Annotated in this window: 12 protein-coding genes; 9 read left to right on the top strand and 3 right to left on the bottom strand. The window is 62.5% G+C overall.

The window, feature by feature from the left end:
• Nucleotides 1–109 precede the first annotated feature (109 nt).
• Nucleotides 110–973 (top strand): 3-hydroxybutyryl-CoA dehydrogenase, encoded by an 864-nt coding sequence (locus tag G3O01_RS21790; RefSeq protein WP_205807229.1) that lies wholly within the window; start codon nt 110–112, stop codon nt 971–973.
• A gap of 28 nt (nt 974–1001) precedes the next feature.
• Here the strand turns inward: G3O01_RS21790 and G3O01_RS21785 are convergent, their stop codons facing one another.
• Nucleotides 1002–1874, bottom strand: a complete 873-nt coding sequence (locus G3O01_RS21785; RefSeq protein ID WP_205807227.1) for a GNAT family N-acetyltransferase — start codon at nt 1872–1874, stop codon at nt 1002–1004.
• Nucleotides 1875–1944: 70 nt separating this feature from the next.
• On the opposite strand from G3O01_RS21785, the gene G3O01_RS21780 reads away from it, so the two are divergent.
• From G3O01_RS21780 to G3O01_RS21770, 3 genes are all read left to right on the top strand, one after another.
• Nucleotides 1945–2151 (top strand): AAA family ATPase, encoded by a 207-nt coding sequence (locus tag G3O01_RS21780; RefSeq protein WP_205807217.1) that lies wholly within the window; start codon nt 1945–1947, stop codon nt 2149–2151.
• Between the two features lie 244 nt (nt 2152–2395).
• Nucleotides 2396–5581, top strand: coding sequence for an EAL domain-containing protein (locus G3O01_RS21775; protein ID WP_205807215.1), 3186 nt, complete (start codon nt 2396–2398; stop codon nt 5579–5581).
• Between the two features lie 146 nt (nt 5582–5727).
• Nucleotides 5728–5907, top strand: a complete 180-nt coding sequence (locus G3O01_RS21770) for a CsbD family protein (RefSeq protein WP_205807206.1) — start codon at nt 5728–5730, stop codon at nt 5905–5907.
• A gap of 36 nt (nt 5908–5943) precedes the next feature.
• Here the strand turns inward: G3O01_RS21770 and G3O01_RS21765 are convergent, their stop codons facing one another.
• Both G3O01_RS21765 and G3O01_RS21760 read right to left on the bottom strand, forming a co-directional pair.
• On the bottom strand, nt 5944–7251 hold the full coding sequence (locus G3O01_RS21765; RefSeq protein ID WP_205807204.1) for an MFS transporter: 1308 nt from the start codon (nt 7249–7251) through the stop codon (nt 5944–5946).
• A gap of 111 nt (nt 7252–7362) precedes the next feature.
• Entirely contained in the window at nt 7363–8445 is a 1083-nt protein-coding gene (locus G3O01_RS21760; RefSeq protein ID WP_205807203.1) for a tartrate dehydrogenase, read from the bottom strand.
• A 108-nt stretch (nt 8446–8553) separates the two neighbouring features.
• Here G3O01_RS21760 and G3O01_RS21755 point away from each other — a divergent pair, with 108 nt between their 5' ends.
• From G3O01_RS21755 to G3O01_RS21735, 5 genes are all read left to right on the top strand, one after another.
• Nucleotides 8554–9474 carry a LysR substrate-binding domain-containing protein gene (locus G3O01_RS21755; RefSeq protein ID WP_205807202.1) on the top strand — a complete coding sequence of 307 codons (921 nt, stop codon included), beginning with the start codon at nt 8554–8556 and terminating at the stop codon, nt 9472–9474.
• 340 nt (nt 9475–9814) lie between these two features.
• On the top strand, nt 9815–11116 hold the full coding sequence (locus G3O01_RS21750; protein ID WP_205807201.1) for an MFS transporter: 1302 nt from the start codon (nt 9815–9817) through the stop codon (nt 11114–11116).
• A gap of 34 nt (nt 11117–11150) precedes the next feature.
• Nucleotides 11151–13712 carry a nitrite reductase large subunit NirB gene (nirB, locus tag G3O01_RS21745; protein WP_205807200.1) on the top strand — a complete coding sequence of 854 codons (2562 nt, stop codon included), beginning with the start codon at nt 11151–11153 and terminating at the stop codon, nt 13710–13712.
• Between the two features lie 45 nt (nt 13713–13757).
• Complete coding sequence (gene nirD / locus G3O01_RS21740) at nt 13758–14105, top strand: nitrite reductase small subunit NirD (protein ID WP_205807199.1); 348 nt, start codon at nt 13758–13760, stop codon at nt 14103–14105.
• A gap of 31 nt (nt 14106–14136) precedes the next feature.
• The gene (locus G3O01_RS21735; protein ID WP_205807198.1) at nt 14137–18297 is read left to right on the top strand and encodes a sulfite reductase subunit alpha; all 4161 of its coding nucleotides are present in this window, start codon (nt 14137–14139) and stop codon (nt 18295–18297) included.
• The last annotated feature ends 17 nt before the right edge of the window (nt 18298–18314 follow it).

The following is an 18314-nucleotide window of genomic DNA, read 5'->3' as shown; positions in this document are numbered from 1 at the left end:
TGCCACCCGTTTTTCACACGTGAGCGCGCGAGAAACAGGTATCGTATCGTTTATGGTGCAGTGCAGCGCACCGATATAACCGAACACAAATCAGGAGAAAGGAGCAGCAATGGCAACGAAGATCGAAACAATCGGCATCGTCGGCGCGGGCACGATGGGCAATGGCATCGCGCAGGTATCGGCGGTGGCGGGGCTGAAGGTCGTGCTGATCGACGTGACCGACGCGGCGCTCGCAAAGGGCGTCGCGACGCTCACGTCGAGCCTCGCGAAACTCGTCGAAAAGGGCAAGATCGAAGCGGCGGTGCGCGATGCGGCACTCACGCGCATCGAAACCTCGACCGACTATCAACGTCTGGCAGGCGTCGACCTCGTCGTCGAAGCGGCGACGGAAAACACGGACCTGAAAATTCGCATCCTGCGGCAGATCGAATCGGCGGTGAGCGCGGAGACGATCATCGCGTCGAACACGTCGTCGATCTCGATTACGGCACTCGCCGCGACGATCGGCAAGCCGGAACGCTTCGTCGGCATGCACTTCTTCAATCCGGTGCCGCTGCTGCCGCTCGTCGAAGTGATTCGAGGCGTGCAGACCAGCGACGACACCGCGGGCGCCGTTCGCGAACTCACCGAGCGCCTCGGCAAGACGCCCGTCAGCGTCAAGAACGCGCCAGGCTTCGTGGTGAACCGCATTCTCGTGCCGATGATCAACGAGGCCTTCTTCGTGCTGGCGGACGGCATCGCGACCGCGGAAGAAATCGACGCGGGCATGCGTCTGGGCGCAAATCATCCGATCGGGCCGCTCGCGCTTGCGGACCTCATCGGTCTCGATGTGTGCCTGTCCGTGATGGACGTGTTCCTGAAAGATTTCGGCGACTCGAAATATCGCGCGTGTCCGCTTTTGCGTGAACTCGTGGCAGCGGGGCGTCTCGGCCGCAAGACGGGGCACGGTGTGTATCGTTACGATCCGAAGTGACCAATAGCGCGTCGCGTTTCATCAGGCTTCAACCAAGCTCGAAAGACGTGACGCCATACAGCCGCGCAAGCGGAATGTCCGGCGCGTGTTTCGTGTACATGCGCGCCGTTTCGAACACGCTCGCCATGCCGTGCCGTTCGGCGAGCGCAATCGCTGCCGTGTTGAGCTCGGGCACGTCGAGCGCGACGGTTTCGCCCGCGCAGCGCGCGGCGAGCGCAGTGAACAGCGCTTCAGCGGTTTGCGCATCGTCGGCAAACAGCGGGCCGATCTTGCGTCCTTCGCGGCATCGACGGAGCACCGCATAGCCGCGTATCTGTCCATCGACAACGTTTGCGAGTGCCACCGTTTCCGGTTGTTCGATCCATGCGCGTAAAAACGCTTCGCGAGGCGCGGGAAAGAATCGCCCGTCGTACAGCGCCAGTTTGTCGAAAGGCAACTGGCGTACATCCGTGAGTGCCGATGCGGTAACGCCGGCCTCAGCGATACCCTGAAAGCGTATGTTCCGGTGCGCAAGCTGAAAACCTGACTTCCTGTAGTTCGGCTGCTGCGCGACCACGCCGTCGAGTCCAATATTGCGCTTGCCGAGATACGCGATGCCGTGCCGCCAGATGCGCAATCCCAATCCCTTGCCGCGAAACTCCGGCCTCACGATATACAGTCCAATGAAGCCGAACTGCCCGCTGAATTGCCCGCCATACGCAATGGCGGAAATGCAGCCGACGGGCTCGCCGCGCAATTCGCCGATAAAGAACCCGTCGGGATCGGCCGAGCGAAAACAGTGCGCATCGTACAGGCCCGGATTCCAGCCTTCGCGCGCGGCCCATTCGATGGCGAGATTGACTTCATCGGCGTTCATCGTGCGTACGATGAAGTCGCGCGTCGTGTCTGTCGCTTCGTTCATCACGTCTCCTTTTCGCGGCCGGGTCATCCGAATACATATCATGCAGCCAAAATCACTTTGACGTCCGTGTATGAACGATCGCGTATTCATGACGCCGCCATGGCCGGAAATCTATGTGCAGGACGTAGAGCGTCGTCAAGACACCGACAGTGCAATCGTCCAATATGAACGGCTGATGCATATGTTTTCCACGCTCGGTTATGAGCTTCACGTATTGCCGAAAATTTCTGTTCACGAGCGCGCGGACCATGTTTTGCGTATGCTCGATCCGGTTTAGGCGCAGCGCGCAGTACATGGCATACGTTGGTGCGAATCGAATTAAAAGCCCTTGTTTAATGCACCTGCACGCAGCATGTGCGCACCGTCGCTGGGATTATTCAGCAAACGCTAAAGTCGCGAATCGACTGGCCGATATGCCGTAGTGGCGTGCAGCTTTATCGGGGCGTGCGCCTCTTTTCTGCAACCTCTGACCGGGAGTGCGGTGTGACTCGTTCGATGTCGTACGCGGCGGCGCGCCTGCCATGAAGCGCAATCTATTTTTCCGCCTGCTTGCGCGTCTGCGCGTGGGACGTAAGCTGCTGCTGATCTATCTGCTCGACCTCACGGCAGTGGTCTACATCAGCGGCATTCTGATCCACGAGAAGTACATTTCGATCGACTTCTCGAACAAGGAAATCGTTGGCAACGCATACATCGGCACGGTGAGCGATGCGCTGATCGACGTCGCGATGGCGGGCGCGGGACAGCGGCCGTCCGCAGCGCGCCTGAAAAGTGCGCAAGCGGATCTCGCCAGCACGGAGGCACGCTACGGCGCGCATCTGGAAAGCGCGGACCTGAACAGGCGCGTGCGCGCCGCGCTCGACGTGCTGGCTCGCGAGGCACAGCCCACCGCCGCGCAAATCAACGAAGCACTCGAAGCATGCCGCGAACTCGTGACGCGCGTAGGCAACCAGTCGAACCTGATTCTCGATCCCGACCTCGACAGCTACTACGCGATGTCGCTGTCGATCCTCCGTTATCCGGCACTGCTCGAATCCGTGAACCGGATTGGCCGGCAGTTGCACGACGGCGTGCATGCCGTGCACTCGCACGAAGAACTGCGCACGCGCTATCTCGTGCTGGAAGGGCAGCTTGATGCCGTGCTGCAAGGTCTGCGTTCCGACTTTTCGGAAGCGGGCGCGGCCAATCATGCGCTCGACTCGACGATCGGGCCTTCGATGTCGCGCATGCTCACGGCTGTCGAATCGTACCGGCACGCGGCGCGCATCATCGTCGACAGCAATGGTGAAGTCGATCCCGCGCTGCTATCGATCGTCGATGTACAGCAGCAGACGCTGGTGACCAGCGTGCGCGACACATGGCGCAGTACGTCGGATCAGCTCGATGGTCTGTTGCATGCGCGCGTGCGCGGTCTGTTCTCGCGTATGTGGCTGCATCTGGGTACGGCGCTCTTCCTGTTGTGCAGCATCCTCGGCATGGTCTATTTCGTCGCGCAGCAGATTTCGCGGCCGCTGCGCCAGCTTGCGCGCGTGATGGACACCGTGCGCAGAACGGGCGATCACGGCTTGCGCGCAAGCTGGCACAGCCAGGATGAAATCGGTCAGCTGGTGCGTGGTTTCAACGAAATGCTCGAGCAGCTCGATCGCGAACGCGACGTGCAAAAGGAACTCGCGGCGACGGCGCGCGCGTCGGCTGCGCAACATGCGCTCGTCGAATCGACGCCCGTACCGATGATGGTGACGGCTGTGCCCGGTCACGAAGTGCTGCACGCCAACCAGCCCGCGTTGTATTGGCTCAACGGTTGCACGACGGACCCGTGGGCGTATGGCCTCGATTCGTCTGTGCGCGCGCGTTTCTTCCAGCAGTTGTCCGATCGCGATGCCGTCGACGAATTCGAAGTGCGCTGGAAAGCCAGCACCGAACCGACATGGGCGATGCTGTCCGCGCGGCGTCTGAACTTCCAGGGCCGCGACGCCGTGCTGACCGCCTTTACGCCGATCAACCAGATCAAGCTGATGGAGCAGCGGCTCGAACTGTGGGCGAAGGTATTCGAAGCGTCTTCCGAGGCGATCCTGATTCTCGACCAGGATCGGCGTCTTTTGACGGCCAACGCGTCGTTCTATCGGGCGACCGGCTATCGCGCGGAAGATATCGCGGGCAAGCCGCCCGCGTTCATCGTCGCTGGCGGGAGCGGCGGCGCGGTGATTACGGCGCTCGCCACGCTGGTCGACCGTTCGAGTTCATGGAACGGCGAAGCGCAGATCAAACGGCGCCAGGGCGGCGACTATCCGGCGTGGCTGATGATCAGCGCGGTACGCGACAAACGCGGCAACGTTTCGCACTATATCTGCACGCTGATCGACATCACCGATCGCAAGAAGAGCGAGGCGCGCATCGAGTTTCTCGCCGAGCATGATGTGTTGACCGAATTGCCGAACCGCGCGCTGTTCACGAAACGGCTCGGCGTCGCGCTGGAAAATGCAAAGCATGCGCAGCAGCGCGTGGCCGTGCTCTTTATCGACCTCGACCGCTTCAAGGACATCAACGATTCGCTTGGCCACCATATCGGCGATGGCCTGCTGCGTTCGGTGTCGCGTCGGCTCGTGCAGGCCGTGCGCAGCGGCGACACCGTGAGCCGTCTGGGCGGCGACGAGTTCACGATGATTCTCGCCGACGTGGGCAGTGCAGCGGACGTCGCGCGCACCATCGACGAACGTCTGCTGCCGCTCGTGCGCCAGCCGCATGCAATGGGCGGCGTCACGCTGCAGGTCGCGTGCAGCGTAGGCGTGGCGTTGTATCCCGAAGACGGCACCGACATCGAAACGCTGATGCAGAACGCCGATGCCGCGATGTATCAGGCGAAAGCAGCGGGGCGCAATCTCGTGAAGTTCTTCTCGCCGGATATGGCCGAGCGCGCGCGTCAGCGGCTCGCGCTCGAAGCCTGCATGCGCACCGCGATCGAGCGGCACGAATTGCGGCTTGCGTATCAGCCCTGTCTCGATGCGCAAACGGGCGCGCTGGTCAGCGTCGAAGGATTGTTGCGCTGGACGCATCCGCAACTGGGCGCGGTGACGCCCGCGCAGTTCATTCCTATCGCCGAAGAAACGCGGCTGATCATTCCCATCGGCGCATGGGTGATCGATGAAGCGTGTAAGCAACTCGCGCGCTGGCGTGGCGACGAGCTTGGCGATCTGCGCATGTCGATCAATCTGTCGGCGATCCAGTTGCGTGACGCGGATCTCGTCGATACGTTGCGGCGCAGTCTCGCGACCCACGGCGTGGCGCCGCACAGGCTCGAACTCGAAATGACGGAAACCGTGTTGATGGACAGTGCGGAGAACTATCTCGAAGCGATTCGCGCGATTCGTGCGCTCGGCGTGAAGCTGTCACTCGATGATTTCGGCACGGGTTATTCGAGCCTCAGCTATCTGAACCGTTTCCCGCTCGACCGATTGAAGATCGACCGGGCGTTCGTGCGCGACATGCTCGATGCGCCCGCCGATCTCGCCGTCATCAAGGCGATCATCGAGTTGGGACACGAACTGGGATTGCGTGTCGTGGCGGAAGGTGTCGAAAGCGATGACGAGGCGAATACGCTGCGCAGCATCGGATGTGACGAACTGCAGGGCTTTCTGTACTCGCCGGCGATATCCGCTGAAGAACTGGAAGCGTGGGCGGCAGAGCGCGTCGAAGCGGATGTCGAATGACGGGTAGAAGTTACCAGCGCTTTGTCATGAAGACGTTCGATTCAGGGCTTCAGACAGGCTGACAAGCGTTGCGACAGGCACTGGCGCGTGAATTGCATGTTGCTCTCTCCGATGACGCCAGGCGTCAATCGACAGGGAGAAGCCACATGAACCGTGATCAGATCAAAGGCATGGCGCAGCAGGTGAAGGGGAAGGTCAACGAAGTGGTCGGGAAGGCGACGGGCAATCGCACGCAGCAGTTGAAGGGTGATTTGCAGCAGGCGGCCGGTACAGCGCGTAAAGCTTTCGGTGACGGCAAGCAGAAAATCAGAAAACTGGGCCGGTGACGTGGATCTGTCGTACCGGCCCGTTGGTGAATGTAATCAGTGATCGTGCCGCAAGGCTGTCGCGGGTTGCTGCGCGGCCTTGCGGCTCAACAGCAGCGTGACGGCGGCCGACACGGCCAGCGTCGCGCCGACTACATACAGCCCGGCGGCGTATCCGCCCGTCACGTTCTTGAGCCAGCCGATCGCGAACGGGCCCACGAAACCGCCCAGATTGCCGATCGAATTGATCATCGCAATGCCTGCTGCCGCGCCTGCGCCTGACAGGAACATGCTGGGCATCGCCCACAGCGGCGCTTTCGCGGCACTGATGCCGACATTCACGACCACCAGCGCCAGCACGATCAACAGGGCAGTGCCCGCCTGACCCGCGAAGATAAAGCCGACGCACGCCAGCGCACAAGGAATCACGACGTGCCACGTGCGCTCATCCGTGCGGTCGGAATGCCGAGCCCACCAGACCATCGCGATCACTGCCAGCACGCTCGGAATGCCCGTCAGCAGGCCCGTCTGCAACGCGGTGAAGCCGAACTGCTTGATGATCAGCGGTGCCCACAGGCCGAGCGTATACAAGCCCGCCGACGTGCCGAAGTAAATCAGCGCGAGTGCCAGCACACGCGGATCGCGCAGCGCGCTCAACGCGCCCGCCGTGTGTCCTGCGTGGCCCTTGCGCTCGTCTGCTTCCGTCTTCAGCTTGGCGATCAGCCATTCGCGCTCGTCGGTTTGCAGCCAGTTCGCCTTCGAAGGCGTATCCGTCAGGAACTTCAGCACGACAAAGCCGAGGATCACGGCAGGCACGGCCTCGATGATGTAGAGCAATTGCCAGTCGGCGAGACCGAACATCGGCGGCAACTGCATGATCGCGCCCGAGAGCGGCGAACCGATGGCCGTGGATATCGGCGCGGCCGCCATGAACCACGCGGCGGCTGCCGCGCGCTGCTTGCCCGGGAACCACAGGCTCAGATACAGGATGATGCCGGGGAAGAAACCCGCTTCCGCGACGCCCAGCACGAAGCGCAGCACGTAGAAGCTGGTCGGTCCCGTGACGAACGCCGAAGCCGCCGACACGATGCCCCACGTCACCATCACGCGCGCGATCCAGATTCTTGCGCCGACTTTATGCAGGATCAGATTGGACGGCACTTCGAACAGGAAGTAGCCGATAAAGAACAACCCGCCGCCGAGATCGAACGCCGTCGGCGAAAGGCCGATGGCCTTGTTCATCGTCATCGCCGCGAAGCCGACGTTGACGCGATCGAGAAAGCTGACGAAGTAGAGCAGCATCACGAACGGAATGATCCGCCACATGAGCTTGCGCGATACGCGCGCTTCGAGTTCCGCTTGCATTGTCTCCTCCTTGGAGGTTGAGCCGGGCTGTGCCGGACAACGGAGGCTTCGCGCGTCGTCTGCTATGTGCAGCGCGTTAGTTGTTGTGAGCGCGAAGCCTTGGGGCGCGTGTTATGCGGCCACGGCGACTTTCTCGACGAGTGCGCAGACAGCCGCCGTCACTTGCGCTGTCGTTGCCTTGCCGCCGAGATCGCCCGTGTGCAGCGATTCATCCGCGGTGACGGTTTCGATTGCGCTCATCACGCGCTTCGCAGCGTCGAATTCGCCGAGATGTTCGAGCAGCATCACGACCGACCAGAACGTGCCGATCGGATTCGCAAGGCCCTTGCCCATGATGTCGAAGGCCGAACCGTGGATCGGCTCGAACATCGACGGATAGCGGCGTTCCGGGTCGATGTTGCCCGTCGGCGCGATGCCGAGGCTGCCTGCGAGCGCAGCGGCGAGATCGCTGAGGATGTCCGCGTGGAGGTTGGTGGCGACGATGGTGTCGAGCGAAGCAGGGCGGTTGATCATGCGCGCCGTCGATGCATCGACGAGTTCCTTGTCCCATTTGACGTCCGGGAACTCCTTCGAAATCTGCAGCGCGACTTCGTCCCACATCACCATTGCGTGACGTTGCGCGTTGCTCTTCGTGATGACGGTCAGCAACTTGCGGGGACGTGACTGTGCGAGGCGGAACGCGAAGCGCATGATGCGCTCGACGCCGGCGCGCGTGAGGATGGAGACATCGGTGGCGGCTTCGATTGGATGCCCTTGATGCACGCGGCCGCCGACGCCGGAATATTCGCCCTCCGAGTTCTCGCGGACGATCACCCAGTTCAGGTCTTCGGGCGTGCAGCGCTTGAGCGGCGCGTCGATGCCGGGCAGGATGCGCGTCGGCCGCACGTTCGCGTACTGGTCGAAGCCCTGGCAGATCTTGAGGCGCAGGCCCCACAGCGTCACGTGATCGGGCACATCGGGGTCGCCTGCCGAACCGAACAGGATCGCGTCCTTGTTGCGGATCGCGTCGAGCCCGTTGGCGGGCATCATCACGCCGTGCTGGCGGTAGTAGTCGGCGCCCCAGTCGAAATTCTCGAACTCGAAACGGAAGCTGTTGCTGGTGCGCGCCAGCGCTTCGAGCACTTCCTTGCCTGCCGGTACGACTTCCTTGCCGATGCCGTCGCCGGGAATGGTGGCAATGCGATAGGTCTTCATGTCTCACTCCTTCAATTGATCTGGAATGGAGCCGACTTTACCTAACTGAGAACGCAGTAACCGGTGCTAGACTCAAAGCATCTTTAACTTGAATTCACAAATCGAACCGTGACCGACACCGTTCAACCGACCGATCTGAGCTTTTTCTCGACCTTGGCAGCGTCAGGCAGCCTGAGCGCGGCGGCGCGCGAACTGGGGCTGACGCCCGCCGCCGTGAGCAAGCGGCTGACGCAGATGGAGCAGCGCGCGGGCGTGCCGCTCGTCAACCGCACGACGCGCCGGATGATGCTGACGCCCGAAGGCGAGGTGTATCTGGAGCACGCGCGGCGCATTCTGGATGAAATCGATGCGCTGTCGGAGTTGCTGGGCAGCGCGAAGAAGAGTCCGAAGGGTTTGCTGCGTGTGAATGCGACGCTGGGTTTCGGGCGCAGTCATGTCGCGCCGGCCATTTCGCGTTTCGTGAATCGTTATCCGCAGGTGGCGGTGCAGTTGCAGTTGTCCGTCACGCCGCCCCCGCTCACCGACGATGCGTTCGATGTCTGTATCCGTTTTGGCGAGCCGCCCGATAGCCGGGTTGTTGCGCGCAGGCTGGCGCCGAATCGAAGGCTGCTGTGTGCGGCGCCGTCGTATATCGCCGAGTACGGGATGCCGCTCGCGCCGCATGAACTGGTGAGGCACAACTGTATCGGCATACGGCAAGGCGATGAAGCGTATGGCGTGTGGCGGCTCGCGACCGGCCGCGGTGCTGCGCGCAAGACGGAGGCGGTGCGCATCAACGGCAATCTGACGACTAACGATGGCGAGATCGCTGTCAAATGGGCGCTCGAGGGACACGGCATCCTGATGCGCGCGGAGTGGGATATCAATGAATATCTCGCCGATGGACGGCTCGTGCAGGTGTTGCCTGCGTATGAGACACCGGGCGCGGATATCTTCGCGGTGTATTCGCAACGGCATCAGATGTCGGCGCGGATCCGGACGTTTGTCGATTTCATTGCGGGGGAGTTGAGGGAGGCGCGGGAAGCATAGAGCCAGGCGAGACCCAAACATGTGCGTCACCAATCGACGCACCCTCAAGGCACGCCCACAGTGCTGCGCTGCACCAGCAGAGTGCCGTCAAGCCTCATCGTGAATCAGCATAAGATTCCAGCGACACCCACGCCAAACCCCCGCAAACCCAATCCCCACAAGGCCTGGCGCCATCGGTAACACACATGGCACACACCTTGCCTTAACACTCACGCAGCGCTCAACGACGAGCCGCAAAGCAGCATCCCCGAGTTACCGACGAATTTTGGACAACGGCGTCCCCTGAATCTGGTCTTGCACCCGATTCGCGGGACGCCGTAGTCGTTTACAGGCCCGGAACATGAGCGACAAAGCCACATCGATCGATCTGCTGAACTGGCGCACGCCCGCCATGCGTGCATTCCACTTCGCGTGGATGGCGTTCTTCGTCTGCTTCTTCGCGTGGTTTGCGTGCGCGCCGCTGATGCCGCTCATCAAGCAGGAGTTTCATCTCACGGCCGATCAGGTAGCGAACATCAACATCGCGGCCGTCGCGATCACGATTCTCGTGCGTCTGATTGTCGGTCCGATGTGCGACCGCTTCGGGCCGCGCAAGGTCTACGTCGCATTGATGACGCTCGGCGCAATTCCCGTGCTCGGCGCGGCGCTCGCGCACGACTACACCACGTTCCTGTTGTGCCGTCTCGGCATCGGCGCGGTCGGCGCGAGCTTCGTGATCACGCAATATCACACGTCGGTGATGTTCGCGGGCAACGTGGTCGGCACGGCCAATGCGACGAGCGCGGGCTGGGGCAACGCGGGCGCAGGCGCCGCGCAGATCTTCGTGCCGCTGATGCTTGCTGGCATCGTCGCGCTGGGTGCGAGCGATTCGGATGCATGGCGCGTCGCGCTGGTGCTGCCCGGTATCGCGATGCCTGTGATGGCCTCGCTCTACTGGCGTTACACGCAGGATTGCCCGCAAGGCAATTTCAGCGAACTGCGCGCACGCGGCATCGCTATCGATAGCGGCAAGAAGGGCGGCTGGGCGAGTCTGCTCGCGGCGTCGCGCAACTATCGCGTGTGGATGCTGTTCGTCACTTACGCCGCGTGCTTCGGCGTCGAGGTGTTCATTCACAACGTCGCAGCCATCTACTACGTCGATCACTTTCAACTGTCGCTGCGCGAAGCGGGTCTCGCGGCGGGCAGCTTCGGCTTGCTCGCGATCTTCGCGCGTCCGCTAGGTGGCCTGCTGTCCGACTGGGGCGCAAAGCAACGCGGGCTGTCGGCGCGTTCGCTGCTGCTGTTCGTGCTGATCGCCGGCGAAGGCGCGGGCCTGCTGCTGTTCTCGCAAGCGAGCCACGCGGGCCTCGCGGTGCTCGCGATGCTGGTGTTCGGTCTCTTCACGCATATGGCGTGCGGCGCGACGTACGCACTGGTGCCGTTCATCGATCGCAAGGCGCTCGGCGGCGTGGCAGGCATCGTCGGCGCGGGCGGCAATGTCGGCGCCGTCGCAGCGGGCTTTCTCGCGAAGGGCATGGGCGACCTGCATCAAACGCTGATGACGCTCGGCGGCCTCGTGCTGGCTTCCGCGATCTGCGCCATTGCTGTGCGCTTCTCCGCCGAACACAGCGCGCGCGAAGCCGCGTTCGGCGCAACGAATTAAATCAATGAATCCCCTCTCTGACAGGATCGGCGACATGAAAGTCATCGTTATCGGCCACGGCATGGTCGGCCACAAACTGCTCGAATGCCTCGCGGAACAGACCGCTGCGCGCCTCGACATCACCGTGCTGTGCGAGGAGCCGCGTCCTGCTTACGATCGCGTGCATCTGTCGGAGTTTTTCTCGGGTAAGTCCGCCGACGATCTCTCACTGGTTGAGCCCGGCTTCTTCGATCGCGACGACATGGTGCTGCGCCTGAACGCGAAAGCGGTATCGATCGATCGCGACGCGCACACGGTCACGACGTCGACGGGCGAAACGCTGTCGTACGACAAGCTCGTGATTGCCACCGGCTCGTACGCATTCGTGCCGCCTGTGCCCGGCAAGGAGCGCAAGGACTGTTTCGTGTATCGCACGATCGAAGATCTCGAAGCGATGCAGGAATGCGGCGCGCGCTCGAAGACGGGCGTCGTCGTCGGTGGCGGGCTGCTCGGTCTCGAATGCGCGAAAGCATTGCGCGATCTGGGCCTCGATACGCATGTGGTCGAATTCGCGCCGCGCCTGATGGCCGTGCAAGTCGACGACGGTGGCGGCAAGATGCTGCGCGGCAAGATCGAAGAACTCGGCGTGACGGTGCATACGCAGAAGAACACGCTGGAGATCGTCGATGGTGAAGAAGGCACGCATCGCATGCAGTTCGCCGATGGCAGCCATCTCGACACCGACATGATCGTGTTTTCCGCAGGCATCCGTCCGCGCGACGAGATTGCGCGTTCGAGCGGCCTGCAAGTCGGTCCGCGCGGCGGCATCGTGATCGACAATCAATGCCGCACGAGCGACGCCGACATCTACGCAATCGGCGAATGCGCGCTGTGGAATGGCCAGATTTTTGGTCTGGTCGCGCCGGGCTACGAAATGGCGCGTGTGACGGCCAAGCAGATTCTCGGCGAAGAAGAAGCCGCGTTTGCCGGTGCCGACATGAGCACGAAGCTCAAGCTGATGGGCGTCGATGTCGCGAGTCTCGGCGACGCGCATGGCGCGACGGCGGGCAGCCGCACGTATCAGTTCAGCGACGAACGCAAGCAGGTCTACAAGAAGCTCGTCGTGTCCGATTGCGGCAAGTTTCTGCTCGGCGGTGTGATGGTCGGCGATGCTAGCGAATACGGCACGCTGCTGCAAATGATGCTGAACCGCATCCAGTTGCCGGAATCCCCGGAATTCCTGATCCTGCCGCAAGCGGACGGCAACGCGAAGCCCGCGCTCGGCGTCGATGCATTGCCCGAGAGCGCGCAGATCTGCTCGTGCAACAACATCTCGAAGGGCGCGATCTGCGCGTCGGTGTGCGCGGGTGCGACGACCATCGGCGATGTGAAGAGCGCGACGAAAGCGGGCACGGCATGCGGCGGCTGCGTGCCGCTCGTCACGCAGGTGATGAAGGCCGAGATGAAAAAACAGGGTCTCGCGGTCAACAACCATCTGTGCGAGCACTTTCCGTTCTCGCGCCAGGAGCTGTATCACATCGTTCGAGTGGAACGTATCGAGACCTTCGGCGCGCTGCTCGAAAAACATGGCCACGGTCTGGGCTGCGATATCTGCAAGCCCGCAGTGGCAGGCATTCTCGCGTCGTGCTGGAACGAGTTCGTGCTGAAGAAAGAGCATGCGAGCCTTCAGGACACGAACGACTACTACCTCGCGAACATCCAGCGCGACGGCACGTATTCCGTCGTGCCGCGCATGCCGGGCGGTGAAGTGACGCCGGACGGTCTGATCGCCGTCGGCCAGGTTGCGAAGAAATACGGCCTCTATACGAAGGTGACGGGCGGTCAACGTGTCGATCTGTTCGGCGCGCGTGTCGATCAGTTGCCGTCGATCTGGGAAGAGCTGATCGCTGCCGGCTTCGAATCGGGCCATGCGTACGGCAAGTCGCTGCGCACGGTGAAGTCGTGTGTCGGTTCGACGTGGTGCCGTTATGGCGTCGACGATTCCGTCGGCCTCGCGATCGATATCGAGAACCGCTACAAGGGCCTGCGCTCGCCGCACAAGCTGAAGTTCGCCGTGTCGGGCTGCACGCGTGAGTGCGCGGAAGCACAAGGCAAGGACGTCGGCATCATCGCGACGGAGAAGGGCTGGAATCTCTACGTGTGCGGCAACGGCGGCATGAAGCCGCGTCATGCCGAACTGATCGCGTCGGACCTGGATCGCGAAACGCTGATCCGTTACATCGACCGCTTCCTGATGTTCTACGTGCGCACTGCCGACCGCCTGCAGCGCACCAGCGTGTGGCGCGAGAACCTCGAAGGCGGCCTCGAGTATCTGCGCGACGTGATCATCAACGACAAGCTCGGCATTGCCGCGGAACTCGAAGCGGAAATGCAGCATGTCGTCGACACGTACGAATGCGAATGGAAGAAGGCCGTCACGGACCCTGAAACGCGCAAGCGCTTTCGTCACTTCGTCAACAGCGACAGCGCCGACGACAACATCAACTTCGTCGCCACGCGTGGCCAGATTCGTCCTGCTACGCCCGAAGAACGGCAACGTCCCGTGCGCATTCCGGTTGTCGTCGAACAGACGCCGGAATCGGCTGAAACGGTTTGATGCAAGTCATCACGTCAATTACTCATCGATAGAACGGAGCACGACATGAACAACGACCGTCTGCCGACCAGCTGGACTTCCATCTGCGCGCTCGACGATATCGTGCCGAACACGGGCGTGTGCGCGCTCGTCAACGGCGAGCAGGTGGCGGTGTTTCGGATCGAAGGCGAACGCGGCGGCGTGTTTGCGATCGACAACTTCGATCCCAACTCGCAGGCGGCTGTGCTCTCGCGTGGATTGATCGGCAGCCTTGGCGAGCGCGTCGTCGTCGCGTCGCCGATCTACAAGCAGCATTTCGATCTGCGCACGGGCGAATGCCTCGAAGCGCCCGACAAGTCCGTCAGCGCGTTTGCGACGCGTGTCGAAGACGGGCACGTATGGGTATCGGCGTAACACGGATATGAGCGACTAACGGATCCCTGCAATGGCGTGCGAGAACATCAAGACGGTTTGTCCTTACTGCGGCGTGGGTTGCGGGATGGTGCTGCAGGTTGAGGACGGACAGGTCGTCAAGATTTCCGGCGACAAGGACCATCCGACCAATTACGGACGTCTCTGCACGAAAGGGCAATCGGCGCACGTCGCGCTGCGCAAGTCGGGCCGCCTTGAAAGCGCGTTCGAGCGGCGCACGCGCGACGCCGATCCGATTCCCGTTTCCGTCGATCTTGCGATTCCCGACACCGCACGCCGTCTGCGCGCGATTCTCGATGAGCATGGCCCCGATGCGCTGTCGTTTTACGTGTCGGGGCAGATGTCGATTGAAGCGCAGTATCTCGTCAACAAGCTCGCGAAAGGCTTCATCGGCACGAACAACATCGAGTCGAATTCGCGGCTGTGCATGGCGAGCGCAGGCAGTGGCTACAAGCTCTCGCTGGGTGCGGACGGCCCGCCTGGTTCGTATCAGGATTTCGACAAGGCCAATCTGTTCTTCGTGATCGGCGCGAATATGGCCGACTGTCATCCCATCCTGTTCCTGCGCATGATGGATCGCGTGAAAGCGGGCGCGAAGCTGATCGTTGTCGATCCACGCCGCAATACGACGGCGGACAAGGCGAATCTGTTCATGCAGATCAATCCGGGCACTGATCTCGCGCTGCTCAATGGCCTGCTGCATCTGCTGCACAAGAGCGGGCATACGGACCCGCAATTCATCGCGCAGTTCACGGAAGGCTGGGACGCGATGCCCGCCTTTCTCGACGACTACACGCCTGAGAAAGTGGCTGCGATCACCGGCATTCCCGAAGCCGACATTCGCAAGGCCGCGCAGTGGATCGGCGAAGCGCCCGAATGGATCAGCTGCTGGACGATGGGCCTGAACCAGAGCACGCACGGCACCTGGAACACGAATGCGATCTGCAACCTGCATCTGGCGACGGGCACGATCTGCCGTCCCGGCAGCGGCCCGTTTTCGCTGACGGGTCAGCCCAATGCGATGGGCGGGCGCGAGATGGGCTATATGGGTCCGGGTCTGCCGGGGCAGCGCTCGGTGCTGGTCGAAGAAGACCGTGCATTTATCGAAGACCTGTGGGAAGTGCCGCGCGGCACGCTCACGACGAAGCTTGGTACGGGCACCGTCGACATGTTCTCGCGCATGGCGGCGGGCGATATCAAGGCGTGCTGGATCATCTGCACGAACCCGGTGGCGAGCGTCGCGAACCGGCAGAACGTGATTGCCGGTTTGCAGGCTGCCGAACTCGTCATCACGCAGGACGCGTTCCTCGACACGGAGACCAATCGTTACGCGGATGTGTTGCTGCCCGGCGCGCTGTGGGCGGAAGCCGAAGGCGTGATGATCAACTCCGAGCGCAACATGACGCTGATGCAAAAGGCGATCGATCCGCCCGGCGCCGCGCTCGCCGACTGGCAGATCATCGCGCGCGTCGCGTGCGAGATGGGCTTCGCGGATGCGTTCACGTATGCATCGGCGGCTGAGGTGTTCGATGAAATCGCGCGCGTGTCGAATCCGAAAACGGGCTATGACCTGCGCGGCGCGAGTCACGCGCGGCTGCGCGATACGTCGTTGCAATGGCCGTGTGCGCCCGATGCCGCATCGGACCGAAATCCGCTGCGCTATATCAACGATGGCGTCAGCCAGACCCTGAAAGTGCTGCCCGACGGCACGCGCCCGGCGCTCGTGTTTCCGACCGCGAGCGGCAAGGCGATGTTCTTCGCGCGTCCGCATGTCGATCCCGCCGAAATGCCCGGCGCGGAATTCCCGATCGTGCTGAACACGGGCCGTTTGCAGCATCAATGGCACACGATGACCAAGACGGGCAAGGTGCCGATGCTCAACAAGCTGAACCCGTCGCCGTTCGTCGAATTGCATCCGGAAGACGCAGCATCGCTTGGCGTGCGTGACAAGGATCGGGTCGAGATTCGCTCGCGCCGTGGCCGCGCGGTGCTGCCTGCCGTCGTCACCGAGCGCGTGCGCCCCGGCAATGCCTTTGCGCCGATGCACTGGAACGACGTGTACGGCGACGATCTGTGCATCAACGCGGTGACAAGCGATGCAATCGACGCAATCTCGCAGCAGCCCGAGCTGAAATTCTGCGCAGTGGCGCTGACGCGCGTCGAAGCCGACGTGGTGGAAGCGCCGCCGCGCGAAACCGAAGCAGCACCCGAAGTCGCGGCCGATGCACCCGTCGCGATGGTTCGTCCGCAACAGGAACTGGATATGTCACGTATCGACGCTCTTGCCGCCATGCTCGGCCTTACCGACACACCCGCGCCGACGCTGGACGACGCAGCGCGGCTCTATATGGCGGGTTTTGTCAGCGGCTTGCGTTCGTCGCAGGGCGAGGCGCGCGGTGTGCCGACCTTGCCCGCGAATGCGCCGCTACCGGTGAATACGCGGCTTTGGTTCGATGGCGTGCTTGCGGGTATGTTCAGCCGCGCCGAGCCGGAGCCGGTGGCGGCTTTGATACCGGCAGCGGATAACGTGTCGGCCGTGCGCATCGCGCATCCGCGCCCCAAGGTTGCGCTGCTGTGGGCATCGCAGACAGGCAACATCGAATCGCTGAGCGAGCAATACGCGACGCAGCTGATGGAGTGCGGCTTCGAAATCCGCATGTCGTGCATGGCGGACTTTCCGATTGCCGCGCTGGCGCAGCATCGCTATGTGCTGCTGATGACGAGCACGTTCGGTGACGGCGATGCACCCGATAACGGCCAGAGCTTCTGGAACGCATTGCAGGCCGACAGCGCGCCGCGCCTCGCCGACCAGCAATACGCGGTGCTCGGGTTCGGCGATCCCAGCTACGACCAGTTCTGCGGCCACGGCCGCAAGCTCGATGCGCGCTTCTCGGAACTGGGCGCGAAGCGTTTGAATCCGCGTGTCGATTGCGACACGGATTTTCAGCCGGCCGCCGACAAGTGGCTCGAAGCTGTGATCGCGAAGATCAAGGCCGACGATGCATCGCTCCATGAAGTGCCCGCGCAAGGCGTGATTCCCGCTGTGCTGCCCGGCGCGACGCCGTCGAAGACGAGCCCTGCGCAATCGCGGCTCGTCGAGAATCTGCGCCTGAACCGCAATGGTTCGAAGGACACGCGCTACTTCTCGCTCGCGATCGGCGAATCGAACCTCGAATACGAAGCAGGCGATGCGCTCGGCGTGTGGCCGAAAAACTGCCCCGAACTGGTCGACGAACTGATCGATCTGTCGGGCGTGAAAGCGGATGCAGCGGTACACGTGGCGGGTGTCGGCGATATGCGGATCGCTGAAGCGCTCGCACGTCACTACGAAATCGCGCGGCCCAGCATGGAAGCGCTGCAACTGATCGCCTCGCGCAGCCGCAACGATGCGCTCGTGAAGCTGCTCTCGGATGAGCGCAAAGCCGATCTGAAGCAATGGCTGTGGGGCCAGCAACTCGCCGACGTGCTGCACGAGTTTCCCGCCGATCTTTCCGCAAGCGAATTGCTCGGCGTACTCAAGCGTTTGCAGCCGCGTCTCTATTCGATCGCGTCGAGCCCGAAGGCACACGAAGGCGAAGTGCACCTGACGGTTGCTGCCGTGCGTTACAACAACGGCAGGCGTAACCGTAAAGGCGTGTCGTCGACGTTCCTCGCGGACCGCGCGCGTGACGTCAGCGTGCCCGTCTTCGTGCAGAAGTCTGCGCATTTCCGCCCGCCGCGCAGCGGCGACACGCCGATGATCATGGTCGGTCCCGGCACGGGTGTCGCGCCGTTCCGCGGCTTCCTGCACGAGCGTGACGCGCGGGGCGCGAAGGGCCGCAACTGGCTCTTTTTCGGCGAACAGCACGCAGCGACGGACTTTTATTACCGCGAGGAACTGGAAGGCATGCAGCAAAGCGGGCTGCTGACGCGCCTCGATCTGGCGTTCTCGCGCGATCAGGCCGACAAGGTCTACGTGCAGGACCGGATGCGCGAGCAGGGCGCGCAACTGTGGTCGTGGCTCGACGAAGGCGCGCATTTTTACGTATGCGGCGACGCGAGCCGGATGGCGAAAGACGTCGATGCCGCGTTGAGGGATGTCGTTGCACAGCATGGCGGGATGAGCGCGGAGCGCGCCGAGGAGTATGTCGGCGCGATGGCGAAGAACCGGCGCTACGTGCGGGACGTGTACTGAAACGACGGAGCGTCCTG

Source organism: Burkholderia sp. Ac-20365 (assembly GCF_017104715.1).
Lineage (GTDB): Bacteria > Pseudomonadota > Gammaproteobacteria > Burkholderiales > Burkholderiaceae > Paraburkholderia.
The sequence above is the reverse complement of the archived record's forward strand: the minus strand, read 5'-3'. Positions and strand labels throughout refer to the sequence as shown.

Bases quoted from the DNA above. Each gene is read 5' to 3' on its own strand.
- nirB (WP_205807200.1), top strand. From the start codon at position 11,151: ATGAAAGTCATCGTTATCGGCCACGGCATGGTCGGCCACAAACTGCTC.
- G3O01_RS21750 (WP_205807201.1), top strand. From the start codon at position 9,815: ATGAGCGACAAAGCCACATCGATCGATCTGCTGAACTGGCGCACGCCC.
- G3O01_RS21790 (WP_205807229.1), top strand. From the start codon at position 110: ATGGCAACGAAGATCGAAACAATCGGCATCGTCGGCGCGGGCACGATG.
- G3O01_RS21760 (WP_205807203.1), bottom strand. From the start codon at position 8,445: ATGAAGACCTATCGCATTGCCACCATTCCCGGCGACGGCATCGGCAAG.
- nirD (WP_205807199.1), top strand. From the start codon at position 13,758: ATGAACAACGACCGTCTGCCGACCAGCTGGACTTCCATCTGCGCGCTC.
- G3O01_RS21775 (WP_205807215.1), top strand. From the start codon at position 2,396: ATGAAGCGCAATCTATTTTTCCGCCTGCTTGCGCGTCTGCGCGTGGGA.
- G3O01_RS21770 (WP_205807206.1), top strand. From the start codon at position 5,728: ATGAACCGTGATCAGATCAAAGGCATGGCGCAGCAGGTGAAGGGGAAG.
- G3O01_RS21785 (WP_205807227.1), bottom strand. From the start codon at position 1,874: ATGAACGAAGCGACAGACACGACGCGCGACTTCATCGTACGCACGATG.
- G3O01_RS21780 (WP_205807217.1), top strand. From the start codon at position 1,945: ATGAACGATCGCGTATTCATGACGCCGCCATGGCCGGAAATCTATGTG.
- G3O01_RS21735 (WP_205807198.1), top strand. From the start codon at position 14,137: ATGGCGTGCGAGAACATCAAGACGGTTTGTCCTTACTGCGGCGTGGGT.
- G3O01_RS21765 (WP_205807204.1), bottom strand. From the start codon at position 7,251: ATGCAAGCGGAACTCGAAGCGCGCGTATCGCGCAAGCTCATGTGGCGG.